At 69.2% G+C, this 23057-nt stretch carries 25 protein-coding genes and 1 tRNA gene; 8 read left to right on the forward strand and 18 right to left on the reverse strand.

Annotated elements, in window-relative coordinates; all coding sequences use genetic code 11:
• Nucleotides 1-14 precede the first annotated feature (14 nt).
• Genes ACV7JO_RS05200 through ACV7JO_RS05220 form a run of 5 tightly spaced genes read right to left on the reverse strand, consistent with a single transcriptional unit; the run spans nucleotide 15 to nucleotide 3257 of the window.
• Nucleotides 15-716 (reverse strand): DUF2270 domain-containing protein, encoded by a 702-nt coding sequence (locus ACV7JO_RS05200; protein WP_470355281.1) that lies wholly within the window; start codon nucleotides 714-716, stop codon nucleotides 15-17.
• Complete coding sequence (locus tag ACV7JO_RS05205) at nucleotides 713-1096, reverse strand: helix-turn-helix domain-containing protein (RefSeq protein ID WP_470355282.1); 384 nt, start codon at nucleotides 1094-1096, stop codon at nucleotides 713-715. Before ACV7JO_RS05205 ends, ACV7JO_RS05200 begins: the two co-directional genes overlap by 4 nt.
• On the reverse strand, nucleotides 1089-1595 hold the full coding sequence (locus ACV7JO_RS05210) for a DUF6691 family protein (RefSeq protein WP_470355283.1): 507 nt from the start codon (nucleotides 1593-1595) through the stop codon (nucleotides 1089-1091). Before ACV7JO_RS05210 ends, ACV7JO_RS05205 begins: the two co-directional genes overlap by 8 nt.
• Nucleotides 1592-2065, reverse strand: a complete 474-nt coding sequence (locus ACV7JO_RS05215) for a YeeE/YedE family protein (RefSeq protein ID WP_470355284.1) — start codon at nucleotides 2063-2065, stop codon at nucleotides 1592-1594. The genes ACV7JO_RS05210 and ACV7JO_RS05215 overlap by 4 nt, the downstream gene beginning before the upstream one ends.
• Nucleotide 2066: 1 nt before the next feature.
• Nucleotides 2067-3257: an MBL fold metallo-hydrolase gene (locus ACV7JO_RS05220; protein ID WP_470355285.1), complete on the reverse strand. Its 1191-nt coding sequence runs from the start codon at nucleotides 3255-3257 to the stop codon at nucleotides 2067-2069.
• Nucleotides 3258-3419: 162 nt separating this feature from the next.
• Between ACV7JO_RS05220 and ACV7JO_RS05225 the strand changes: the two genes are divergently transcribed.
• Both ACV7JO_RS05225 and ACV7JO_RS05230 read left to right on the forward strand, forming a co-directional pair.
• Entirely contained in the window at nucleotides 3420-3689 is a 270-nt protein-coding gene (locus tag ACV7JO_RS05225; RefSeq protein WP_470355286.1) for a sulfurtransferase TusA family protein, read from the forward strand.
• Nucleotides 3686-4282 carry a DsrE/DsrF/DrsH-like family protein gene (locus ACV7JO_RS05230; protein WP_470355287.1) on the forward strand — a complete coding sequence of 199 codons (597 nt, stop codon included), beginning with the start codon at nucleotides 3686-3688 and terminating at the stop codon, nucleotides 4280-4282. The genes ACV7JO_RS05225 and ACV7JO_RS05230 overlap by 4 nt, the downstream gene beginning before the upstream one ends.
• Here the strand turns inward: ACV7JO_RS05230 and ACV7JO_RS05235 are convergent.
• Genes ACV7JO_RS05235 through ACV7JO_RS05245 form a run of 3 tightly spaced genes read right to left on the reverse strand, consistent with a single transcriptional unit; the run spans nucleotide 4279 to nucleotide 7443 of the window.
• Complete coding sequence (locus tag ACV7JO_RS05235) at nucleotides 4279-5985, reverse strand: ABC1 kinase family protein (RefSeq protein ID WP_470355288.1); 1707 nt, start codon at nucleotides 5983-5985, stop codon at nucleotides 4279-4281. The two genes, ACV7JO_RS05230 and ACV7JO_RS05235, sit on opposite strands and share 4 nt — an antisense overlap.
• Before the next feature lie 46 nt (nucleotides 5986-6031).
• Complete coding sequence (locus tag ACV7JO_RS05240; RefSeq protein WP_470355289.1) at nucleotides 6032-6748, reverse strand: TMEM165/GDT1 family protein; 717 nt, start codon at nucleotides 6746-6748, stop codon at nucleotides 6032-6034.
• Nucleotides 6745-7443 (reverse strand): metal-dependent transcriptional regulator, encoded by a 699-nt coding sequence (locus ACV7JO_RS05245; protein WP_470355290.1) that lies wholly within the window; start codon nucleotides 7441-7443, stop codon nucleotides 6745-6747. The genes ACV7JO_RS05240 and ACV7JO_RS05245 overlap by 4 nt, the downstream gene beginning before the upstream one ends.
• A gap of 116 nt (nucleotides 7444-7559) precedes the next feature.
• On the opposite strand from ACV7JO_RS05245, the gene ACV7JO_RS05250 reads away from it, so the two are divergent.
• Nucleotides 7560-9128, forward strand: coding sequence for an aryl-sulfate sulfotransferase (locus ACV7JO_RS05250; protein ID WP_470355291.1), 1569 nt, complete (start codon nucleotides 7560-7562; stop codon nucleotides 9126-9128).
• Here the strand turns inward: ACV7JO_RS05250 and ACV7JO_RS05255 are convergent.
• From ACV7JO_RS05255 to ACV7JO_RS05270, 4 genes are all read right to left on the reverse strand, one after another.
• Nucleotides 9115-9561 carry a DUF21 domain-containing protein gene (locus ACV7JO_RS05255; RefSeq protein WP_470355755.1) on the reverse strand — a complete coding sequence of 149 codons (447 nt, stop codon included), beginning with the start codon at nucleotides 9559-9561 and terminating at the stop codon, nucleotides 9115-9117. The genes ACV7JO_RS05250 and ACV7JO_RS05255 overlap by 14 nt on opposite strands.
• Before the next feature lie 119 nt (nucleotides 9562-9680).
• Nucleotides 9681-11042 carry an aryl-sulfate sulfotransferase gene (locus tag ACV7JO_RS05260; RefSeq protein ID WP_470355756.1) on the reverse strand — a complete coding sequence of 454 codons (1362 nt, stop codon included), beginning with the start codon at nucleotides 11040-11042 and terminating at the stop codon, nucleotides 9681-9683.
• A 218-nt stretch (nucleotides 11043-11260) separates the two neighbouring features.
• Nucleotides 11261-11335 (reverse strand) — tRNA-Glu (locus ACV7JO_RS05265).
• 65 nt (nucleotides 11336-11400) lie between these two features.
• Entirely contained in the window at nucleotides 11401-12612 is a 1212-nt protein-coding gene (locus tag ACV7JO_RS05270) for a helix-turn-helix transcriptional regulator (RefSeq protein ID WP_470355292.1), read from the reverse strand.
• Nucleotides 12613-12908: 296 nt separating this feature from the next.
• Between ACV7JO_RS05270 and ACV7JO_RS05275 the strand changes: the two genes are divergently transcribed.
• Genes ACV7JO_RS05275 through ACV7JO_RS05290 form a run of 4 tightly spaced genes read left to right on the forward strand, consistent with a single transcriptional unit; the run spans nucleotide 12909 to nucleotide 16867 of the window.
• A complete protein-coding gene (locus ACV7JO_RS05275; RefSeq protein ID WP_470355293.1) occupies nucleotides 12909-14021 on the forward strand; it encodes a branched-chain amino acid ABC transporter permease in 1113 nt (370 codons plus the stop codon).
• Nucleotides 14018-15292, forward strand: coding sequence for a branched-chain amino acid ABC transporter permease (locus ACV7JO_RS05280; RefSeq protein ID WP_470355294.1), 1275 nt, complete (start codon nucleotides 14018-14020; stop codon nucleotides 15290-15292). The genes ACV7JO_RS05275 and ACV7JO_RS05280 overlap by 4 nt, the downstream gene beginning before the upstream one ends.
• Entirely contained in the window at nucleotides 15285-16118 is an 834-nt protein-coding gene (locus ACV7JO_RS05285) for an ABC transporter ATP-binding protein (protein ID WP_470355295.1), read from the forward strand. Before ACV7JO_RS05280 ends, ACV7JO_RS05285 begins: the two co-directional genes overlap by 8 nt.
• Nucleotides 16115-16867 carry an ABC transporter ATP-binding protein gene (locus ACV7JO_RS05290; protein WP_470355296.1) on the forward strand — a complete coding sequence of 251 codons (753 nt, stop codon included), beginning with the start codon at nucleotides 16115-16117 and terminating at the stop codon, nucleotides 16865-16867. Before ACV7JO_RS05285 ends, ACV7JO_RS05290 begins: the two co-directional genes overlap by 4 nt.
• 34 nt (nucleotides 16868-16901) lie before the next feature.
• Here ACV7JO_RS05290 and ACV7JO_RS05295 read toward each other — a convergent pair whose 3' ends face one another.
• The 4 genes from ACV7JO_RS05295 to ACV7JO_RS05310 all read right to left on the reverse strand — a co-directional run bounded on the left by ACV7JO_RS05295 (nucleotide 16902) and on the right by ACV7JO_RS05310 (nucleotide 20391).
• Nucleotides 16902-18269 (reverse strand): ABC transporter substrate-binding protein, encoded by a 1368-nt coding sequence (locus ACV7JO_RS05295; protein ID WP_470355297.1) that lies wholly within the window; start codon nucleotides 18267-18269, stop codon nucleotides 16902-16904.
• Between the two features lie 72 nt (nucleotides 18270-18341).
• Nucleotides 18342-19085 carry an FAD-dependent thymidylate synthase gene (gene thyX / locus ACV7JO_RS05300; protein ID WP_470355298.1) on the reverse strand — a complete coding sequence of 248 codons (744 nt, stop codon included), beginning with the start codon at nucleotides 19083-19085 and terminating at the stop codon, nucleotides 18342-18344.
• Nucleotides 19086-19143: 58 nt separating this feature from the next.
• Nucleotides 19144-19803, reverse strand: a complete 660-nt coding sequence (locus ACV7JO_RS05305) for an RAD55 family ATPase (RefSeq protein WP_470355299.1) — start codon at nucleotides 19801-19803, stop codon at nucleotides 19144-19146.
• A 6-nt stretch (nucleotides 19804-19809) separates the two neighbouring features.
• Nucleotides 19810-20391 carry a HalX domain-containing protein gene (locus ACV7JO_RS05310; protein WP_470355300.1) on the reverse strand — a complete coding sequence of 194 codons (582 nt, stop codon included), beginning with the start codon at nucleotides 20389-20391 and terminating at the stop codon, nucleotides 19810-19812.
• Nucleotides 20392-20510: 119 nt separating this feature from the next.
• Between ACV7JO_RS05310 and ACV7JO_RS05315 the strand changes: the two genes are divergently transcribed.
• On the forward strand, nucleotides 20511-21086 hold the full coding sequence (locus ACV7JO_RS05315) for an MBL fold metallo-hydrolase (RefSeq protein WP_470355301.1): 576 nt from the start codon (nucleotides 20511-20513) through the stop codon (nucleotides 21084-21086).
• A gap of 13 nt (nucleotides 21087-21099) precedes the next feature.
• Here the strand turns inward: ACV7JO_RS05315 and ACV7JO_RS05320 are convergent, their stop codons facing one another.
• Both ACV7JO_RS05320 and ACV7JO_RS05325 read right to left on the reverse strand, forming a co-directional pair.
• A complete protein-coding gene (locus tag ACV7JO_RS05320; protein ID WP_470355302.1) occupies nucleotides 21100-21657 on the reverse strand; it encodes a sensor histidine kinase in 558 nt (185 codons plus the stop codon).
• Nucleotides 21588-23021 (reverse strand): PAS domain S-box protein, encoded by a 1434-nt coding sequence (locus tag ACV7JO_RS05325; protein ID WP_470355303.1) that lies wholly within the window; start codon nucleotides 23019-23021, stop codon nucleotides 21588-21590. Before ACV7JO_RS05325 ends, ACV7JO_RS05320 begins: the two co-directional genes overlap by 70 nt.
• Nucleotides 23022-23057 lie beyond the last annotated feature (36 nt).

Genomic DNA, 23057 nt, shown 5'->3' on the forward strand with positions numbered 1-23057 from the left:
CGACGGGCACCCGCTCAGTTGCGCCAGTCGTCGACGACGCACTCCCGCAGTTCCGACCGGCCGTGCCAGCGGCGGGGGCGGACGGCGACGGCGACGCCCGCGAGGTAGGCCAGCACGACGGCTGCCGTGACGACGACGCCGGGAACCATCCCTACCCGCGCGCTCGCGGGCCACGGGCCCGACTGAGCGAAGGCGGTCACGCGGACCACCCACGCGGCCGTGACGACGGTGAACAGCGCGAGGTAGACGCGCCGGAGCCGGTGGGCCAGCGCCTCCTCGAAGGGCACTTTCAGCGTCGGCCGGTCGTAGTCGTCGCTCAGCTTCCGCCGCCACGCGGCGTCGGCGACCGGCCGACTCGGGTCCAGCCCCTTCGCCCAGACGTTGCGCTGGACGAGCCGAACGCGGGCGCGCCACACGTCGAACCCGCGGTAGCGGTGGGCCTCGATGCCGAGGAAGACGGCCAGCGTCACCAGTCCCACGAGCACGAGGTAGTGGGGGTTCGTCGGGTCCGCGAACGCGTAGGTGAGGATGGCCGCGATGACGGTGACCGCCCAGTTGGTCGTACGGTCGAGGCGCTCGCGCCACCGGGTCATCCGGTGGACCTCGCCGCGATAGAGGTGCGCCATCGACGAACTCGGCCCCATGTCGCGCTCGAACAGCCCCTCCCCGAGGGCGCGCTCTTGCTCGCCGCCGGGGTCGAACTCCTCGTCGGTCATCCCGTCCGCTCACCGAACTTCTCGCGGAACTGTCGGATGAGCTGTCCCATCTCCGCGTAGTAGTCGTTGAGGTCGCGTTGCATCCGGTCGGCGATGGCGTCCGGGTCGCGGGGGGCGTAGACGTGGTGGTAGCTGCTCCCCTCGCCGCCGACCTTCGACTGCGTGACGAGGTCGGCGTCGAGCAGCCGCTGGACCGAGCGGTACGCCGTCGTCCGGTCGCGGTCGACGCGGTCGGCGAGGTCGTCGACCGTCAACGCCGCGTCGGCGTCGACGAGCGCGGCGAAACAGCGCCGGTCGAGGTCCGTCAGCCCGTGAAAGCAGTCCAGCAGGAACTCGCAGTCGTGGTCCTCCTCTAGCATCCGGCGGATGGCTTCAGGCATTGTCCGACCCTCCCCGCCGCTGGCTGTTAGGCGTGTCGCTCACGCCGCTCTCCCCGTCGCCCTCGGCACCGGCCGCCCGCGAGCGGACGGCTCCCTGTAGGTACGCCCCGGCGAACATCCCGGCGACGGCGTAGAGTATCGTGACGTTACCGACCCCGAGGCTGGCGTAGGCCGCGCCGGGACAGATGCCCGAGATACCCCAGCCGACACCGAAGACGGCCCCGCCGACCAGCACGTTCCGGTCGACGGTCTTCAGCCGACGGCCGAACGCCCGCCCGGTCAGCGGCGCGCGCCGCTCGGTCCGGGAGAGTCCCCAGAACGCCGTCCCAGCGACGGCACTGGCCCCGCCGATGACGAGGACGAGGCCGAAGTCAGTCAGTTGGAGGAACGCCAAGACGACCTCCGGGCGATACATCTGGCTCAGGCCGAGGCCGAAGCCGAAGACGACGCCGCCGACGAGGACGGCCGGCGCGAACAGCGGGTGGCGGTCGTCGCTCACGGCGTCACCCCCAGCGCTGCGACCACGTGGGCGGTGCCGACGGCGACGGCGACGAACGTGGCGACGTTGAGCAGCGAGGCCCGCGAGAGCGAACCGACGCCACAGACGCCGTGACCGGACGTACAGCCCTTTCCGAGGCGGGTTCCGACGCCGACGAGGACGCCGCCGCCGAGCAGCCGCCACCACTGCACGTCGGTCGTCCACCCGAACTCGCCGAACGCGAGGCCGTACGCCGCCCCGCCGAGGACGATACCGAGCGTGAACACCACCCGCCAGTCCCGCGTCGCGGTGAAGCGGCGTTGCTGGAAGCGCGCGCGGTCGGAGACGTACGACAGCGTCGATTCGAGGAACGTGCTTGCCCCGGCGATGATACCCGTCGAGAGGTAGACGACGACGGTCCCCGCGCCGATGAGCAGGCCCCCGAACAGGTAGTGCAGCCACCCGTTCGGGAAGAGCGCTTCGACGGCCACGCTACCGCCCCGTCATCGCGTCGGTAGACGCCGCGCAGTTGTTCGGGCCGCGTTCGAGTTCGGCGACCGACGCGTCGTCGACCGCCCGCGCTCCGAGGTTGGCAGCGATGATGTCCTCGTAGTTGGCCGGCCGCGGCGGCATCTCCGAGAGGACGGTCTCGACGAACGCCTCCCTGTCGCGGTCGAGCGCGTCCATCTCCGCGGCGAGCGAGCCCAGCATCGCCGAGTAGCTCCCGTCGGCGGCCCGCTCGGCCGCGTCGCTCGCGTGCCCCGGCGCGACGAGTGTCTCGTCGGGCAGCGAGAGGACGCGCTCGTGGAGCGTCTCGTAGAGCTGTCGGGCGGCGTCGGGCGCGCCCTCGTCGCCGCCCTCCAAGTCGGGGCGGGCGACGCTCTCGACGAACAGGCCGTCGCCGGTCAGCAGGACGGCGTCGTCGACCAGATAGGAGGTCATCCCGGTGGTGTGGCCGGGCGTGTGAACCGCCTCGACGGTGACGCCGCCGACCGAGAGCGTCTCGCCGTCGGCGACGGTGTCGTAACCGGTGTCGTAGTCGACCCCCCGGGACTCGGCGGCCGCGGGCACGACCGCGCGGACGCCGTGGTCGGCCGCGAGCGCCCGGACGCCGCTGACGTGGTCGGCGTGGACGTGCGTGTCGACCGCCGCGACCAGTTCGGCCCCGCGCTCGCTGGCGGCGGCGACGTACTCGTCGGCGAAGGCCCGCAGCGGGTCCACGACGACCGCCTCGTCGTCGTCGACGACGAGATAGGAGAGACAGCCCGACGAGGGCCGGTAGAACTGCACGACGGTCGCGTCGGTGTCGGCCGACAGCTCCGTGGCTTCGAGGACGCGCTCCCAGCCCTCCATGCCCTCGGCGACGGCGACCACCTCGTCGACGCCGGCGTCGTCGAGCGCGCCCGCGACGAACTTGCTCGACAGCCCCTTCGCACAGACGGTGTAGAGCGGGCGGGCGTCGGGAAGTGCCGCCAGCGCCTCGTCGTTCACGTCGTCCAAGAACTCGTAGTACGGGACGTTCTCGAACGCGACCGCGTCGCCGTCGATGCGCCAGTCGTCCACGTCGGCCGGCGCTCGCGTGTCGAGGACGCCGAACGCCTCGCCCGCGCGGAGCCGCTCGTACAGCGCGTCGGGTTCGATAGTCGCTACGTCGTCCGGAACGGTGAACGGTTTCTCGCTCATGCTGTAGTTCACCTACGCCGGTGTGGCGTAAAAAGAGTTGTGGATATCTTGCAACACTACTACAATAGAGGCGGGAAAGAGATAACTATGAAGTTTGAGAGGGGCGAAAATCATCCAAAGAATTTATATTCGATAGCAAGTATTGCACTACTTGCACAATACATGTCTGAACGAACTGTCCCAGACGACGTGGCGGAGACGATAGACGTGACCGGCGAGTCCTGTCCCATGCCGGTCGTGCGGACGAGACAGGCCGTCGACGACCTCGCGGCGGGCGAGGTGCTGGAGGTGCTGGCGACGGACGCCGGCAGCGTCAGCGATATCGACGGCTGGGCGGCCTCGGTGGCGTCGGTCGCCCTGCGCGCACAGACGGAGTCCGAGACTGACGGACGGACGGTCTACCGCCACTACGTCGAGCGGACCGGCGAATGAGTAGCGAACCGATTGCGTCGGCCGACGACGAGGCTACCGACGACGCGGTGCCGGCCGATCGGGAGACCGTGGAGTTACTCCGCGAGCGGGTCGCGGAACTGGAGTCGACGGTCGAGTCGCTACGGGACGACGAGGCCAAGCAGATGACCATCGTCGCCACGAAGGGGTCGCTCGACATGGCGTATCCGCCGCTGATACTGGCGAGTACGGCCGCGGCCTTCGGGTGGGACGTGACGGTCTTTCACACGTTCTGGGCGCTCGACGTTCTCCACGAGGAGCGTTCGCAGGACCTCCGTCTCAGCGCCGTCGGCAACCCCAGCATGCCGATGCCGAACCTGCTCGGCGCGCTCCCGGGCGGTGACGCGCTGGCGACGTGGTACGTGAACCGCGAGATGGCCGCCAACGGGACCGCGACCGTCGCAGAACTCGTCGAGACGAGCCTCGACATGGGCGTGGACCTGCAGGCCTGCGAGATGACGACCGAACTGTTCGACTACGACACCGACGAGTTCTACGACGGCGTGACGACCGGCGTGGGTGCGGCGACGGCGCTCCGGCACATGGCCGACGCCGACGTGCAGTTGCTCGTCTAACCGTCCTCGCGCTGTCGCATGTCGTGGCGCGTGAACTGCGGCGTCGCCAGCGTCCCGCGCCGCCGCCGGAACGACCACGAGAGGGCGGCGAACGCCGCCGCCGTAGCGCCGGCCGAGACCGCCGCGGTCCGCCAGTCCCCCGCGGCGTACAGGAACGCCGTCACTGGCACCCCCGCGCTCCCGGCCAGTCCCAACAGCAGGCGGCGGGCCATCGTCCGCAGGTGGTCGTCCGAGTCCCGCAGCAGCGTCCGGAGGTATAGGCTCTCCCGGTCGGCGGCGTCGAGGACCGACTCGACCCGCGGCGCGGTCGTCACGGCGGCGCGCCCGGCGTCCCCGACCCGCTCGCCCACCTCCTCGCGTACCGCGCCGCCGGCGTCGCCCATCCCCTCGCTGGTCACGTACTCGGTGATGACCTCGATGAAGTCGAAGTCGGGGTCCAGCGTCCGGCAGACCCCCTCCAAGACGGTCGTCACCCGGACGACGAGCGCGAGGTCCTGTGGCAACCGCATCGGGAACTCGTACAGTTGGGCCTCGAACTGGCCGACGAGCTGTTCGATGCGGTAGTCGCTCACGTCCTCGCCACGGAACTGGTCGATGACGATTTCGAACGCCTCGCGCATCACCTCGCGGTCCGCGGCCGGGTCCAGCGCGCCCATGGCGACGAACGCGTCCATCACCCGCTCCACGTCGTCCGTGGCGAGCGCGACGTAGAACTCCCGCAGTTGCCGGCGCGTCGTCGGGCCGAGGCGGCCGGTCATCCCGAAGTCGTAGAAGACGAGCGTCCCGTCGGCCTGCACGGCGAGGTTCCCGGGGTGGGGGTCGGCGTGGAACCGCCCGTCCTCGACTATCATCTGGATGTACGTCTCCTCCAGCCGGCGGACCAGTTCCCGCCGGTCGACGCCCAGTTCGTCGAGGCGCGCCACGTCGTCTATCTTGACGCCGTCGACGTAGCTCATCGTCAACACACGGTCGGTCGTGTGGCTCCCGAGTACGTCGGGGACGGCCACGTCGTCGGCGTCGGCGAAGTTCCCGCCGATCTCGTCGAGCATCCGCGCCTCGTGGCCGTAGTCCATCTCCTCGCGGATGGTGGCCGCGAACTCCTCGGCGAGGTTCTCCAAGGTGTAGGCCTGTGCCGGCTCGGCCCCGCGGGCGAGCAGCGGCGTCAACGTCGCCAACACCCGGAGGTCGGACTCGACGCGCTCGCGGATGCCCGGCCGGAGGACCTTCACTGCGACCCGTCGGCCGTCGACGCGGGCCTCGTACACCTGTCCCAGCGACGCGCCGCTTATGGGCTCCGTGTCGAACTCGTCGTAGCGCTCCTCGACCGGACCGAGTTCGGCGGCGAGGACGCCCTCGATGTCGGTCCACGGGGCCGGCGGGACCCGGTCCTGTAGCTCCGCGAGGACCTCGATGTACTCGGCGGGGAGCGCGTCGGGCCGCGTCGACAGCATCTGTCCGAGTTTGACGAACGCCGGCCCGAGGTCGACGAAGGTATCCTTGAGTGCCCGAGCGCGGCGAGTTTGCTCGGCGGCGTCGACCGACCGCGAGCGCCCGACGACGAGAAAGCGCCGCCGGTCGCGGGCCCACGCCACCAGCAGGGGAACGAACTGCCACGCGACGACGACGGCTCGCCGGAGCGCGCGCAGGCGGACCCGGAGGCCCCGGGGCTGTCGCGTCGGTCCCGACCGTGGCGACTGGCTCACTGCGTGTCCGTCGGGGCCGACGAGAGAAGAGTGTACTGGAAGTCGCTCAGACGGGGAGCGCGCCGGCCAGAGCCCCGACCGCGGTCTCCCAGACCGAGAACCCGACGGTGACCTTCAGCGCGAAGTCGAGGGCGAAAAAGCCAAACAGCGCCGCGCCCGCGAGGTGGGCCTTGCGGAGGTCGAACCGGTGGGAGAACCGGTAGAAAAACAGGGCGTTGACGATGCTCACCGGGATGATAGCGAGCATCTCGCCGGTCCAGATGGCGGTCGGGAACGCGGCGTACTGGGCGGCCAGCGAGACGGTGACGAGCTGGGTCTTGTCGCCGAACTCCCCGAAGGCCATCATCGCAAAGATGGGGAGGAAGCCGCCGAACTTGTTCGGTACTCGCCAGTTCGTCACCGGGACGCGCACGTCGAGTTCGCCGCCGTCGGTGAGCGTTCCGTATCCCGCGTCGGCGTCGGGGGGCGAGTCCTCGTCCGCCGACGGCGCGGTCCGCACCAGCAGGACGGCGAAGACGACGAACAGGACGGCGGTGAGCGCATCGAGGTAGATTCCGGGCAGGAGCTGCGTGACTGCCCGTCCCAGTGCGACTTCCAGTGCCGTCCAGCCGGCGAAGGCCGTCCCGGCGGCCGCGACGACCATGGCGGGGCTGAACCGCGTCGACAGGCCGGCGATGATGAACTGGACCTTCTCGCCGGGGAGTACCGCGAGCTGTGCGCCGGCGGCGATGGCGACGACGCCGAGCCACGTCGTATCGCTCACACCTCGGTCACCCGGTCGTTTCCGGCGGCGCGGTCGTCGGCCCGCTGTACGTGGATTGCGTCGGCGATGTGGTCGGGCACCGAGACCGGGTCCGAACCGGCTATCGCCACCGTCACCATCCCGATGGGGGCGACCTCGCGGACGGTCAGGACGGTGCCGGGCGTGATGCCCGCCTCGTCGAGGTAGGTCAGTTCGTCCGGGTCCCGGTCGCGGACGCGCGTCACTTCGACGCGAGCGCCCTCGCCGTGGTCCGCGAGCGTGGTCCCGCTCTCCTCGTCGACGGGGTCCAGCGAGTCGCTCGGGATGGGGTCGCCGTGGGGGTCGACCTCCGGCTCGTCCAGCGCGGCCGCGACCCGCCGCTCGAACTCCTCGCTGATGTGGTGTTCGAGGGTCTCGGCCTCCTCGTGGACTTCCGACCAGTCGTAGCCCAGTTCCTCCGTGAGAAACGTCTCCAGTAGGCGGTGGTGGCGGACGACCTCCAGCGCGATGGTCTCGCCCTCCGGCGTGAGCGTGACACCCTTGTACTTCTCGCGTTCGACCAGCCCGCGCTCCTCCAGCTTCTCGACCATGCTCGTGGCCGTCGGCGGAGTTACCTCCAGCGTCTCCGCTATCGCAGAAGTCGCTACCGGCGGTTCCCCGTCCCGTTCGAGCCGGTATATCGCCTTCAAATAGTCCTCCATCTTCGCGCTCAGCATACGAAACATTAGACGCAGCTAATCCAAAAACCCACTGCTTCCGAAAACGGTGTGCCGTCCATCCCGAGTCACACAAGACCTTTCCGGGGGTGGGTCGTTTGCTCGGCTGACAACCGATGAGCCGCCGCAGACGAACGACTGCCCGAGCCGTTCTGCTCTCGATACTCCTCTGTTCCGTGGCCGCCGTCGGCTACTCCTACGCCACGACGACCGGCGTCGCCGCCGGCGGTTCCGACGGTTCCCCCGACGCGAACGCGACCGACGCACGGACAACGGTCCAGACCGACGGCCGGCAGTTGGCCGTCGAGTCGCGCTTCGACCGCGCCCGGGACGGGCCGACGCGGGGCCAGAACTGGTCGACCGAACGGGTCACTGACGCCGTGGCGGCGCTGGACCGGAACGTCACGGTCGTCGCCACGCAGGGGTTCTACGTCAGCGACGAGCGCGCCGAAATCGCAGCGTTTCTCGCCAACGGGACGCTGATACACTACGACGACCGCTACCGCGTTTACTTCGACGTCGACCCCGTGCCCGGCCAGCGCTACACCGTCGAGTACGTCGCGGCCAAACACCTCCCGGGCGCGGCCTGTGCGAACGTCTCCTCGGAGGACTGCACGCGCAACGTCGTCAACCGCGTCAACCTCACGACCGGCGAGGAACGCACGGTCTACGCCGAGGTGACCCCGCGCATCTACTCCGCGCGCTGGCACGACGTGGACCGGCTGAACGACACCCACCTCGTCGTTGCGGACATCGTCGACGACGGCGTCTACGCTGTCGACACCCGCGACGGCGAGGTGGAGTGGCGCTGGTCGGCCGATGCCCACTACAACCGCTCGCAGGGCGGCAACGCCGGCGACTGGACCCACATCAACGACGTGGAACTGCTCGACGACGGCAGCGTCATGGTCAGCCCCCGGAACATGGACGAGGTCATCTTCATCGAGGAGGGACCGGACGGCTGGGCCGTCAACGAGAGCCGGACGCTCGGGACCGACGACGACCACTCCGTCCTCTACGAGCAGCACAACCCCGACTACATCCCCGCCGAACGCGGCGGGCCGGCCGTCCTCGTGGCCGACTCCGAGAACGGCCGCATCGTCGAGTACCAGCGGACCGACGACGGCTGGGAGCGGTCGTGGCGCTGGGTCGACGTGCGCCTCCAGTGGCCCCGGGACGCCGACCGCCTCCCGAACGGCGGGACGCTCGTCGTCGACTCCCACGGCGACCGCGTCGCCGAGGTCGGTCCGGACGACGAGGTGACGTGGTCGGCCGACGTGGGGATGCCTTACGACGCCGAGCGGCTGGGCACCGGCGACGAGTCCGCCGGCGGGCCGGCGGCCCGGTACCGGCAGACGGTGCGCGAGCGGCCGGGCAACGCGAGCGCGGTGGTCGCGAACGCGACGGACGCGGACGGGGACAGCGGCGGCCCGCAGGCCCGCTCGCCCGTCGACCGGTTCTGGCTCGGCCTGAAAGACGTCGTGCCGAGTCTGGTCGCCAACGGCCTGCTGTACGTCTCGCCGTCGTGGGTCCGGTTCAGCGACCTCGCGTTCGCGGCGCTGGGCCTCGCGGCCACCCTCTCGTGGGGCGGCGTCGAGTTCTACTACTCGCGGTTCTCCGTCCGCGGGTTCGCCGGCCGGTTCCGGCACGCTGCCGGCAGTGTCGCCGCGCTCATCGGTCGGTGACGCTCTCGTCGTCGTAGGGGTCCTCGATAGCGGGTGAGCCACCGACCAGTTCGGACAGCCGCCGGGTCAGCAGGTCGAAGACGACGACCGCCGGGTACAGCGCCAACTCGACGTACCGGAGCGGCACCACCACGCGCAGCGAGTGGGTCTGTGCGTGGCCCAGCCCGTACGACTTGGGGACGATTTCGCCGACGACGAGGACGACACTGCTGGCGACGACGGTCGTCACGACGACCGCGATGCCGGGGTCGAAGCGCTCGACGAGCAGGACGGTCAGCAGGCTGGAAATCGCGATGTTGACGACGTTGTTGCCGACGAGAATCGTCACGAGGAGTCGGTGTGGGTGCTCCAGTACCGCGGCGACGCGGGCGGCCCGGTCGTCGCTCTCGGCGGCGGTTTCGAGCCACTCGCGCGGGACGGAAAACAGCGCCATCTCGGAACTGGAGAAGAACGCGCTCAGGCCAAGCAACGCCGCGATGGCACCGACGAGGACGGGTGTCTGGGAACTCACGTCACGAGCGACGGCACCCGAGACCAAGAAAGTCCCCGCCCTCACCGCCGGACCAGCGACCGGAGCCGGCCGCGCCGGTAGACGACCTCCGCACCGCCCCACGCGGCGACGAGCGCCGCGCCACAGAGCACCCCGGCGAACTCCCACGAGGAGAGCCAGACCGGGCGGAGCCACGGGACGTAGTGGCCCCAGAGCCGGGCGAACGCAGCCGCGGGGTCCGCGAGGGGCGTCCCCTCGAACGCCGCCGCGACCCAGCCGTTGACGCGGAGGTTGTCGCCGGTCCCGGGGCGCGCGCCGGCGCTGTTCGTCACCGCGTACGCGCCGGTCGCGTCCTGCTCGCGGATGGTCGGCCCCCTGGACTCGTCGCCGGTGCCCCGCCGCTCGGCGTCGTACGGGCCCCACGTGGCGTAGGTCTCCCAGACGATGCGTCCGCGGGGCGTCACCTCGATGACGCGGTGGTTCAGGCTGTCGACGACGAGTGTGTTGCCGTTCGGCAGGCGGTCGGCGTCCCGGGGCCAACTGAGCGCGCCGTCGGTGCCGAGCGTCCACGTCCGCTCCCACGAGCCGTTCAGGTAGGCGTACTCGACGACGCGGTCGTTGCCCGAGTCCGCCACCAGCAGCGTCGGCGTGCCGTCCGGGCCGACGAAGTAGTCGGGGTTGTGCTGTTCGTTGAGCACGCTGTAGTCGCCGTCGCGGCCGAGCCGTCGTTCGATGTCGCCGGTGGTCCGGTTGACGATGATAGCTTGGTCGAAGTTCCGCGGCGAGAGCAGGAACCGGTTCTCGCCGACGGCGTCCACGTCGTTGACGTGGCTCCAGTCGGCGTTCATCCCGCCGTCGGTGTCGTTCGGGTAGTGGTCCCGGAACCGCCAGCGCCACGTCACCGTGTCGGTCGTCAGGTTGTAGACGACGACCTCGTCGTTGCTCACGCCGCGGGACTCGTTCCACGCTCGCATGTGCGCGACGACCAGTTCGTCCTCGCTGAGCATGTCCACGTCGTGGGTGTCGGTGTACGGAAACCGCTGGGTCCAGACCCGCTCCCGGGTGTCGGGGTTCAGTTCGTAGACGAGCGTGTCCCCGGCCCGCGGCGAGACGACGAGCAGGTTCCCGTCGGGCAGCGGGTCCACGTCGAAGAACCACGCGTCGGACCCCTGCCGGCTCTCGTATATCCATTCGGTCGTCCCGTTGCCGTCGACCGCCAACAGGCGGGCCGGCTTCTTCGGGTTCGTGTTCCCGTCGAAGGTGTAGCCCTGCACGCTGACGACGGTCGTGTTGTCGACCGGCGACTCGACGGTCCCGCGCTGAATCCCGATGTCGTCGCCCGGGTCGTACGTGGCCGCCGCCCCCGCGGTGACGGCGACGACGGCGACGACGGCGACGACGGCGACCGCACGGGCCGCGACCAACGGCGTCGGTCCCCGACGCGCCCGTTCGACGCCGTCGGCGACGAGGCGGTCGACGCGGCTCCCGCGGCGGCGTTCGTCTGACACAGACCCGCCTCGGGATGGGGTCGGGGTATGCCTTTCGCTTGACGGCGGGACCGTCGGCTCACCTCTCGATAGTCTCACTACCGCATTCGGTATCCGGCGACCTCACCGTCGCTGGGTACTTGGATACAGAGAAGTGCTCCGTCAGGGATTCGAACCCTGGTCATCACCGTGAGAGGGTGATATGATTGGCCGGACTACACCAACGGAGCGCATCCGATTGTTGCGAGGATGAACGTATAACCATTGCGCTTCAACCCCGCCCTGTTGGGGTTTCTCACTCGCCGCCGTCGTCGAACGGCGACCCGGCGGCGTCGGGCTCCTCGCCGGCGAGGCTGACGATGTTCTCGCGGCCGACCCGGAGTTTGCTAATCTCGCCCGCCTCTTCCATGTCCGAGAGGAGCATGCTGACCTTCGACTTCGACCAGTCGGTGTCGTCGACGATGTCGACCTGTTTCATCCGCCCGCCGTTGGCTTCGAGGAGGGCGATGACCCGGTCGCTATCGGTCAGCGCAACCTCGTCGGCGACGGGTTCGGTCGCCGGCGCGTCGGCCGCGGCTGTGGACTCCGTTCCCGGCGTCTCCGTGCCGGTCTCCGCCGCCGTGGCCGGGGCGTCACCGTCTGTCCCGTCGTCGCCGACGGATTCGACGATCGCCTCGACCGCGCCGCTGCGCCACGCGAGCGCGAGGCCCAACGCGAGGACGGCGACGGCGGCCAGTCCGAGCAGCCACGGGGCGTCGCTCCGTCGAACTGGCGGCGTCGCGCTCTCGGCGTCGGTCGCCTCGCCCGTGTCCGCCGACGACACGGCCGTCGCCGGCGTCGGCGTGGGTCCGACTAGCCCGCGCGGCCCGTAGGCCACGTACGGGCGGCGGTCGTCGAACGACGCTTCGCCGTTGTAGGTCACGCTCACGCTCCGGGCCAGCGAGTCGGGCTGGCTCCGGGAGTCCGGCGTCGGGAGCGCCTCGGTGAACGCCAGTTGCGGCCCTCGCTCGAACACCAGCGACTGGTCCGGCCCGACGTAGAACCCGCCCTCGAACACGTCGCTGACGACGACGCGGTCCCCGGTCACGGCGGCGAAGCCGGTCCAGCGAAACGACATCCTGACGACGCCGACGCTCTGGCCCGGCACGACGCCCGCCGACCGCTCGAACCCGGCGGCGTCCATCTCCCGGCCGGTGGCGTTCGCCCCGAAGCGGGTCAGCGCCGTCGCTTGGTCGACGAAGTCCGCGTACAGCCGCGTCTGGTTGGCCTCGAACTCCTCGGCGAAAGCCTCGAACTGCTGGCGCTCGGACTGGTTCTCCAGCGGCGTCCGGTGTTCGATGGCCCACGTCGCCGAACCGTTGGCGAAGACGGTGACGCGGAACGTCGTCGAGTCGAACCCCGCCGGCGTCTGGAGGTGGGTCGACGTTTGCGCCGACCCAGCAGCCGGAACGAGAGCGACGCCGGCGAGTAGGAGCGCGACGACGCAGATAGCGCCCGGGCGAGACATTCGACATATATGACCGGAGGTGCGTATAAAAGCGCTGTGAATAGCCGATAACGCACGCGGCGGACTGCCGCGCCGTCTGTGATTTTGCGGCGCGATGCGGTGGCGGCGACTCGCTCAGTCGCCGGCCGACGGTGGCCGTCTCTCGGACCGCGGTGCCCGCACTGGTGCCCCGACCGGAGCTGCTCGTCGGTCGGTCCACCGTCCCCGTACGGTCGTGAAAACGTCACAAGCGACCGACAGTAGTCCGCCCCCACCGACGCGTTATTATCCTTGGAGCGACCACAGGCGGGCAACAGATGGGCATCGCTGATACAGTCTCTGACGGCCGACGACTCGTGGTGGACCGACCGGGGACGGGCGTCGTAGCGGTAATCCTCGCCTATCTCTGCTTCGACCTCGTCGCAAAGCTCTCCGGAACGACCGTCTACGCGCTCGGGACGCGGGTACTGGGTGGCTCGCTCGCCGTCTCGTCGCTCGGGTCGATGGTTCTCGACGGAATTCTCGTGGGCCTCGCTGTCGGGCTGGCCGGCATCGGGCTCTCGATGACGTACAGCATCCTCGATTTCGCCAACTTCGCACACGGCGACACGGTGACTGCGGGCGCGTTCTTCGGGTGGGTCGTCGCCTACGTCCTCGCCGGACTGGGCACCGGCGCACCGTTCTCGGACCTCTTCCTGTTCAACTCGGGCCAGCAACTGAGCGCGCTGGCGACGCCGGTGCCGGTCGTGCTCGGACTCGTCGTCGCCGCCGTCGGCTCGGTCGCGCTCGTCCTGTTTCTCGACCGCGTGACCTACGCGCCGATGCGCGACGCCGACGGCATCTCACTGCTCATCGCCTCCGTCGGCGTCGCCTTGGCGCTGCGGTACTCCATCGCCTTCGTCTTCGGCACGCAGACCAGCGGCGTGGCCTCGTCCTCGCTCCAGTTCTCCTTCGGCGGAGTGAACCTCACCGACAACGAACTCGCGTTGATGGTCGTCGCGGTGGTGCTCATGCTCGGCGTCCACCTCCTCCTCCAGCGGACGAAACTGGGGAAGGCGATGCGCGCGATGGCCGACAACGAGGACCTCGCGCGCGTGACCGGCATCCCGACGGAGCGCGTCGTCCGCCTGACGTGGATTCTCGGCGGCGGACTGGCCGGGGTCGGGGGGTACCTGCTCGTCCTTGAACGCGGGACCATCGCGTTCAACTTCGGCTGGATTCTCCTCTTGCTCATCTTCGCGGCCGTCATCGTCGGCGGCATCGGCTCCATCTACGGCGCGATGGCCGGCGGCGTCCTCATCGGTCTCGTCGACAGCATGGCGCTCATCTGGCTCCCATCGGGGCTGACGAAAGCCGCCGCGTTCCTCGTGCTCATCGTCGTCCTCCTGTTGCGGCCGTCGGGCATCTTCGGGGGGGTGACCACCGCATGACGGCGCTGTCGGGGCTCTGGTCGTCGCTGGAGTCGCGCAGCGACGCGACGCTGGTCGCGGGGTTCATCGTCGCCATCTGGGCGATTCTCGTCGGGCTGGCGGTGGCGACCGGGGGCGAGCGCTGGCCCAACATCGCCGCCGGCTTCGTCGGCAGCGTCACCGTCCTCATCGGGGCCTACGCCCTGCTGACGCTGGCGCTGAACCTCCAGTGGGGGTACACGGGCCTGTTCAACATCGGCGTCGCCGGCTTCATGGCCGTCGGCGCGTACACGACCGCGATACTGACCGCGCCGGCCAGCCCCTCGGCGGGCGCGACGGCCGGGTTCGGCCTCCCGCTGTGGGTCGGACTGCTGGGCGGGATGGCGATGGCCGCCGTCGTCGGGGCCTTGGCCGCGCTGCCCGCTCTGCGGCTGAAGGCCGACTATCTCGCTATCGTGACCGTCGCCCTCTCGGAGATAATCCGACTGTTCGTCAACTGGAGCGGCGTCGCCCAGCTAGAGCTGTTCGGCCTGACCTTCGGGACCGGCGGGGCGACCGGCATCCGGTTCGCGCCGCCGGACGGCGTCGTCACGACGCTGGTCAACGGCCCCGGCCAGCCGCTCGTGGCCGCGGCTGAGGGCGTCGGCATCTCCGGCCCGAACCTCGTGAACTTCGTCTACGGGCTGTGCCTGCTGGCGCTGGTCGCCGCGAGCTACTGGGTCTTCGCCCGCGTCGTCAACTCCCCGTTCGGGCGCGTCCTCAAGGCCATCCGCGAGGACGAGACGGTCGCCCAGTCGCTGGGCAAGGACACCCGGCTGTTCAAAATCAAGGCGTTCATGCTGGGCTGTGCGCTGATGGGGCTGGCCGGCGCGCTGTTCCGGGGCAGCGCCGGCTACATCAGCCCGGCGCAGTTCCGGCCTGCCATCACCTTCTACGTGTTCGTCGCGCTCATCGTCGGCGGGGCCGGCTCCAACACCGGCAGCATCCTCGGGGCCGCGACGTTCTCCGCGCTGCTGTTTTACCTCCCGGCGCGGCTGGGCGAACTCGCGCCGACGGCGAGTCAGGCGACGGGCAACATCGTCGAGGCCGTCGCCGCGCTGGGGTCGCTCGAAGTGACGCCGCTTTTGGGCTACGTCGCCGGCAACGTCAGCACGCTCCGGTTCGTCCTCATCGGCGTCGTCCTCGTCTACATCATCCAGAACCGGCCCGACGGGCTGTTGGGCCACCGGAACGAACCGGCCGCCGCCATCGGGCTCGACGAACGGCCCGGCGGGGGTGAGAGCGATGAGTGAGAGCGCCCCAGAGCCGGGACCGGACCGGGACGCGGCGACGACCAGCGACGCCATCGACGCGCCGCTGCTGGAGGTCGACGGCCTCCGGAAGGAGTTCGGCGGCGTCACGGCCGTCGACGGTGCGAACTTCGCCGTCGAGACGGGGTCGCTGACGGGTCTCATCGGTCCGAACGGGGCCGGGAAGTCGACGACGTTCAACTGCATCACGGGGGTCCACGAGCCGACGGCGGGGCAGATACGCTTCGACGGGATGGACATCACCGGACGGGCCCCCTACACCATCGCACAGAACGGGTTGGTCCGGACGTTCCAAATCGCCCGCGAACTCTCGGAGATGACCGTCCTCGAAAACGTGATGCTCGCGCCGCCGGGGCAGGACGGCGAGTCGGTGGCGCGGTCGGTCCTGCCGGGCCTGCGGGACGACGTCGTCGCCGACGAGCGCGACGTATTGGAGCGGGCGTGGGAGACGCTGGAGTTCTTCGAGATAGACCACCTCGCCGACGAGAACGCGGGGACGCTCTCGGGCGGTCAGCGGAAGCTGCTGGAGATGGCCCGCGTGCTGATGACCGACCCGGAGATGGTCCTGCTCGACGAGCCGCTGGCCGGCGTCAACCCCACGCTGGAGGAGAAACTGCTGGAGCGGGTCCACGAACTCCGCGAGGAGGGCCTCACCTTCCTGCTGGTCGAACACGACATGGACGTCATCATGACTCACTGCGAACACATCGTCGTCATGCATCAGGGGTCGGTGTTGGCGGAGGGCGACGCCGAGGCGATTCGGAGCGACGAGCGCGTTCTCGACGCCTACCTCGGAGGTGACGTATGAGCCCCGCACAGCGCTCCGCCGACGTGGCGCTGCCGGGCGTCGACGAGAGCCTGCTGGCGGTCCGGGACTTGGACGCCGGCTACGGCGACCTACAGGTGCTCGACGGCGTCGACATGGACGTGGCCGACGGCGAGTACGTCGTCATCGTCGGCCCGAACGGCGCGGGGAAGTCGACGGTGATGAAGTCGGTGTTCGGGCTGACGACCCACATGGGCGGGCGGGTCGTCTTCGACGGCGACGACATCGGGACCCGTCGCCCCGACGAGATAATCCACGAGGGCGTCGGCTACGTCCCCCAGACCGACAACGTGTTCGGCTCGCTGTCGGTCCGCGAGAACTTGGAGATGGGGGCGTACATCCTCGACGAGGTGCCCGAGGACCAGATTCAGCGCATCTACGACCGGTTCCCCATCCTCGAAGAGCGGGCCGGACAGAAGGCCGGCACGCTCTCGGGGGGCCAACAGCAGATGCTCGCCATGGGGCGGGCGCTGATGCTCGACCCCGACCTCCTGCTGCTCGACGAGCCTTCGGCCGGACTCGCGCCGGACCTCGTCGAGGAGATGTTCGACCGCATCGACGGCATCAACGGCGACGGGACGGCGGTGCTGATGGTCGAGCAGAACGCGAAGGAGGCCCTGCGCCGGTGTGACCGGGGCTACGTCCTCGTGCAGGGCCAGAACCGATATCAGGACGCCGGCGACACGCTGCTGGACGACCAGCAGGTCCGGCAGGACTTCCTCGGCGGGTAAGCGGAGACGGGCGAGAGACGCGGTGACTCGCCGGCTACGGGTTCATCACGCTGTTTATCTGCGAGGTGTAGGAGGACTGCTGGGACTGGAAGCCCACCTCCGCGAGTATCTCCCCGCCGGCGTTCTCGAAGGCCGAGACGAAACTCGCCTGCAGCGCCTGCCCGTAGCTGTTGTTCAGGTACAGCGTCGCCGCGGTCGAGGCGTCCAGTTCCTCCGTGGCGACCTGTGCGAGCACTTCGCCCTGCAGGGCGTCGCTCGGCGGCGTCCGGAAGACGAAGTCGTCGTCCTCCAGACTGGTGATGGTCGGCGACGTGGAGGCCGGCGAGCAGCCCACCACCTCGTTGTCCACGAGGACGTTCCGAGCAACTTGGATGGTCGCCTCGGAGCCGGCCGCGCCGGTAATCGAGGGGTAGCCGGCGCTGACCAGCGAGTTCGCCGCGTTGATGGCCGCCTGCGCGGTCGACTGGGTGTCCCCGACCTGATACTCGATGCTCTGGTCGATGGCGTCCTCCAGTTGGATGGCCGGGAGGAGCGCGGCGTCGCGGATGGCGACCCCGAGCGGGCCGAGGTCGCCGGTCTCGGGCTGGAGCACGCCGAACCGGACCGTCCGGCCGCTCCCGCTGCCGCTGCCCTGCGGTTCCGGCTGTGGGAGTTCGCCCGAGGCCCCGAAGTTGATGTTCTGCGTGGTCTCGTACCCCTCGGAGTCGAACTGGAAGACCTGATACTGGGCGGAGGTGATGTCGCCGGCTTCGTCGAAGTTGACGTTGCTGGAGGCCCCCTGATACTCGATGTTCTCCCCGTTGGCGGCCGCCTCGGCGGCCTCCGGGAGTTCCGAGGGCGTGTACGTCGTGCCGCCGGGGTTGGCGACGACGCGCATGTGGTCCCGGATGGACGCCCCGTCGTTCGCGCCGGCCATGAGGTTCGCCAGAATCTGGACCGCCGTTGCGTCGTAGGCCTGCGAGGTGAACACGCCGGGGCTGTCGTAGTCGAACTCGGAGGTGAACTGCTCGGCGAAGAACTCCTCGCCCGGTCCGGCGGCGGAGGGGGCCGTCCCGCGGACGTTCGACATGTCGTTGCCGACGTTGCCCGGGAGGTCCTGTGACTGGAGGCCGTCGGTCACGAGGATGTCGGCGTCGTCGTCGCCGTAGTCCGAGTAGTAGTCCTTGAACAGTTGGACGCCGCTCTGTGGGTAGCCGACCACGATGACCACGTCCGGCGACTGGCCGCCCGAGGAGTCGGTCCCGGTCGACCCGCCGTCGCCACCGTCGCCACCGTCGCCACCGTCGCCACCACCGCCATCGGTGGATTCGGTCGAACACCCGGCCAGCCCCCCGAGGAGGCCGACGGTCGTCACCGCCCCAGTTCGCTTCAGAAACGCTCGTCTGCTGTTATCACGACTCATGTCCGTCGCACCGTTGGCTCGGGGCAGGTAAATAGGTTACTCGTCGAAGCCAGACACAGCGGCCGGGTCGACTCAGGGTGCCAGTCGGTTCTTCCGGTTTTTCATCTCCGCCTCGTAGTGTTCGAACGTCAGGGGACACCAGTCGGCCGCGAGGTCGAGCATGTCCTCTGTCAGTCCGCGGATCTCCCACTGGGCGTCCGCCGCGGCGCGCATGTCCGCGACGTGCATCAGCATCCGGGCGTTCATCGACATCACGATGTTGACCTTCGTCCCGATGGGGAGGACGAACCGGGCGTCCTCGGGGGGCATCCCCAGTTCGAGCAGTTCCTGATAGGACTCGACAGCCTGCCGGACGGTCTCCTCGAATATCTCGGTCCGCTCCTCGACGGTCGCCTCGGAGACGCTGCCGGACTGCTGGTTCCGACCGACCCAGTCGGCGTCGCTCGCCGACGGCGGGACGACCACCATCTCGCCGTCGCCGACGGTCTCGGGGTCCACGTCGTCGAAGGAGACGTAGCGCATCGACTGCACGTCGAAGGAGACGTGGCGGTGGCGGGTTATCTGGGCCATGCAGGCCCGGGAGACGCCTTTCACCGCGAACGTCGCCTGCGCGTGCTCGAACGGGCCGAAGTGGCCGTGGTCCAGCAGGTGCCCGATGAGGGTCCGCTTTTTCTCCTCGCTGGTCTCGCCGTCGACCGTCGCCATCGTCTCCGCGAAGGACTGGTCGCCGACGAACCCGCCGCTGTAGTCGTTGCGGGCGGCCGTGCAGATGACCTCTTCGGGGTCCGCCGTGGCTTCGAGCAACTGGACTTCCATACCGGGTGGGTGACCCCGAACGGCAAAATAGTTCTCACCTCGGTCCGCGCCCGCCCGCTCAGATACCCTTCCACGGGGTCGGCTCGCCGGCCAGTCCGAGGACGCGCGCCTCGCGGCCGCCGCCCTCGGCGTCCCGGACCTCGACGAGACCGTCGAAGGCCTGCTTGATGACCTGTAGCGTCTGGGCGTCGTGAGCGCCGGAGTCGATAGTGAACACGCCGACGTAGTCCGCGGCGTCGAGCCGCGAGGAGAGGACGTGACAGAACTTGAAGACGGTCTTCTTGTCGGTGTAGGTGAGCATCGTCGACAGCGAGACCAGCGCCAGCCGTCCGTTCTCGCGGCCGGAGTTGTGCAGTCCCTCCAGCGCCTTCGTGATGCCGATACCGATGCCGGTGAGGTCCCCCGGTGACGAGACGTGGTGGACGTACGCGCCGTCGACCGCCCCGCTCGTGGCCCCGCCGTCGCCCCGGCAGTCGACGATGCCGAGCTGTGACTCCTGTAGCTCCGGGACGCGTTCCCGGAAGTCGGTCACGACGTCCTGAGCGTCGTCGCTAGTGGTGACGACGATAGCGCCGTCGCCCTGCCGAGCCCCGTCGGCGAGGATGTCGTACGCCAACTGCTCTTTGCCGCTCATCGCCGGCCCGGAGATGAGAATGCTGGACCCCGGCCGGACATCGGCGAGCGCGTCGAACTCGATGACGTCTGTTAGGTCGTACATTGTCACTCAGTTCTCGTCGTCGCTCAGTCCACGGAGCGTGGCGATGAAGTCCTCGTCGTCCTCGATGCCGCCCAGCGTGTCGGAGAGGTCGTTCCGCATCGAACTTATCTCCGCTGTCAGCGACTCGTACTCCTCGCTCTCGGCCAGTTCGGCGCTGGATTTCGTCGCCTCCAGTGTCGCCTGTTTCTCCACCAGCGCGTAGTACTTCTGGAGCAGCGAGTCGTACTCGGAGCGCTCGAGGAGGTTGTCGACCGTCTCGTGGAGCTGTGCGCTACGGATAGGTTTCGAGAGGTACGCGTCGAACCCCATCTCCAGGATGTCGAAGTCCGGCTCGACCGCCGTCACCATCGCCACCCGGCAGTCGAGGTCGCGGCCGCGTATCTGGGCGAGCACCTCGTCGCCCGACAGCCCCGGCATCATCCGGTCGAGCAGGACGATGTCGACCGCCCCGTCGAGCATCTCCAGACCCTCGTCACCGTTCTGGGCCATCCGCACCTCGTAGTCCCCTTGGAGCCACAGCTTGTACGTCTCCGCGACGTCCGGTTCGTCTTCGACAATAAGTATGACTGGCGGGTCCGATTCAGACATTCTCCTCTCTTGCTTCCGTTTTCGTATCCTCCTACATAGCCCTGTGGGTAAGCGACGGACGCGCGTGCTGGCGAAACGGCGAGCGACAGCGACATTGCGACCCCGGTCCAAGCCGGCGTATGATTCGGAACCTCGCGCGGGGCGTCCAGACGTTCACGAGCAACGCCTTCCTCGTCACCGGCGACCGGACGGTGCTGGTCGACCCCGGCAACGAGTTCGACGCCGTCGGGGCGGTCCGGGACCACGCCGACGCCCTCGACGCCGTCGTCCTGACCCACACCCACCCCGACCACGTCGGGAACCTCGACGCCGTCGTCGACGCCTTCGACGTGGACGCGTGGGGGTTCGACACCGACCAGCCCGGCGTCGACCGCGCGCTCGCCGACGGCGAGACGGTCGCGCTGGGCGACCACGACTACCACGTGTTGCACACCCCGGGGCACAAGAACGACCACGTCTGCCTGTACTCCGCCGCGGCCGGCGTCCTGTTCGCCGGCGACCTCGTGTTCGCCAACGGGAGCTTCGGCCGCACGGACCTCGACGAGGGCGACCGCGACCTGCTCGTCGAGAGCATCGACCGGCTCCTCGACACCGTCGACGAGTCCCTCGCCGAGATGCACACCGGCCACGGCCCGAGCGTCACCGACCAACCCTACCGGGACATCGAACTGGCGTGGCAGGCCGCGCGGCGCTGAGAGCGGGGCCGGGTCACGACGCAACCGGTAGTTCCAGCACGACGACCGTTCCCGCCGGCTCGTTGTCCTCCATCCACACGTCGCCGTCGGCGCGGGTCACCAGCGTCCGGACCAGATACAGACCCATGCCGCTCCCGCCGCCCGACCCGGTCTCGCCCTTCCCGAAGACGGCCGCCTTCTCCGCGTCGGGGACGCCGGGACCGTTGTCGGCGATGCGCAGCGTGACTGTCTCGCCGGTCCGTTCGACCCGGACGGTCACCACGGGCGTCTCCTTGTCGTTGTGCTGGACGGCGTTCCGGACGACGTTCCGGACGACGGAGTCGAGCATCTCCCCGAGCGGGACGGCCACGTCGGGAATCGCCCCGTCGAGTTCGACCACCGCCTGTGGGTACTCCGCTCGCATCTCCTCGAGTTGCGCCGCCAGCGCCGGTCGAAGCTCGCTCCGGCGCTGTTCGTCGTCGGTACCGGTCACCACGTCCGCGAGCTGTCGGGCCGTCTCCGTCAGTTCGGTGGCGTGCTCGACGGCGTCGCGCGCGACGGCGATGTGTGGCGCGTCGCCGTCCCGGTCCAACTCCCGCGCGAGCAGTCCAGCCGGCCGGAAACGACGTGGAGGTCGTTCCGGATGTCGTGGCGGAGCATCTGGTTCAGCATCCGGAGGTCGTCGCGCTGCTGTGCGATGCGGGCCTCGTTCTCCAAGCGGTTCAGCGCCGACCTGATGTCGGTCGCCAGCATCTCTATCAGGATGCGGTCAATCTCGTCGACGGCTCCGGGTTCCAGCGACGACGCGATGAAGACGCCGTGACCCGGAATCGGTTGGACGACCGCGCTCGCCATCGGCGTCTCGTCGGTCGGTATCCGCTCGCTCGCCGCGATGTCGTTCACGACCAGCGTCTCGCCGGACTCGTAGGCGTCCCACACCACGCCGTCGACGGCTCGGTCCCCGTCGGTGCGTGCGAACGTCGGCGGCTCGTCGAACTGTTTGGGGTCCATCTGGCTGGCGGCGACGCCCCGGAGGTGTTCCCCGTCGTCGGATTCGAGGTGGACCCCGGCGTAGGGAAGCGAGACGCCGTCGTCGGCTATCTCGACGCCCGACTCGGCCACCTCGGCGACGGACTCGCTGCGTATCAGCGCCTGCATCCGTTCGAGCGTTCGCCGAAACCGTCTGGTCCGCTCCTTCCGCTCGGAGACGTCCCGGAGGATACCCATCGACCCCTCGAAGCCCGTCTCGGATGCCGGCAGCGTACACATGTTGTCCTCGCACTGCACCGGCTCGCCCTCGGCCGGGTGAATCTCGACCTCGAAGGTGACGGTGTCGGGCCCGTCGGCCGACAGCAGCCGTCCGAGTTGGCGCTCCCCCTCTCGGACCGCCGCCGCGCTCTTTATCGTCGACGGCTCGCTCCCGATGAGCGCACACCGGCTGTAGCCGACCAGTTCGGTGAACGCGTCGTTGACGTACGTGAACCGTCCGTCGGCGTCGAGGACGTACACCGGGTCGCCCACGGCCGAGGTCAGTGCCTCGAAGCGGGCGGTGCCCTCGTTCGACCGAGACAGTCGCACGTCGGCGCGGATGCGCTCGGCGAGATACGCGCTGCTCTCGGCCCCGTCCTTCCGGACGTAGCTGGACGCGCCCGCGTCGAGTGCCTCGGCCGCGACCCCGTCGCGCTCCACGTCGGCGAACAGGATACACGGCGGCGCGGGATGGGGCAGATGGCCCCGAATCGCACGCAGTAACTCGATGCCGTCGAAGTCGGGGAGGTCGTACGCACAGAGCACGCAGTCCACCGCGTCGCCGTCGGTCGCCAGCCGGTCCAACGCCGCGTCGCCGCTCCGGACGGTTCGGACGTCGAACTCCCCCGCCCCTTCCAGCCGCTCTTTCGTCGCGGTGAGGTGCTCCGCGTCGTCGTCAACGTGGAGTACCCGGAGACCATCTGACATTATCCGTAGTGACGATACGGATTATCTACAGCCCGA

Source organism: Haloarcula sp. MBLA0138 (assembly GCF_055632455.1).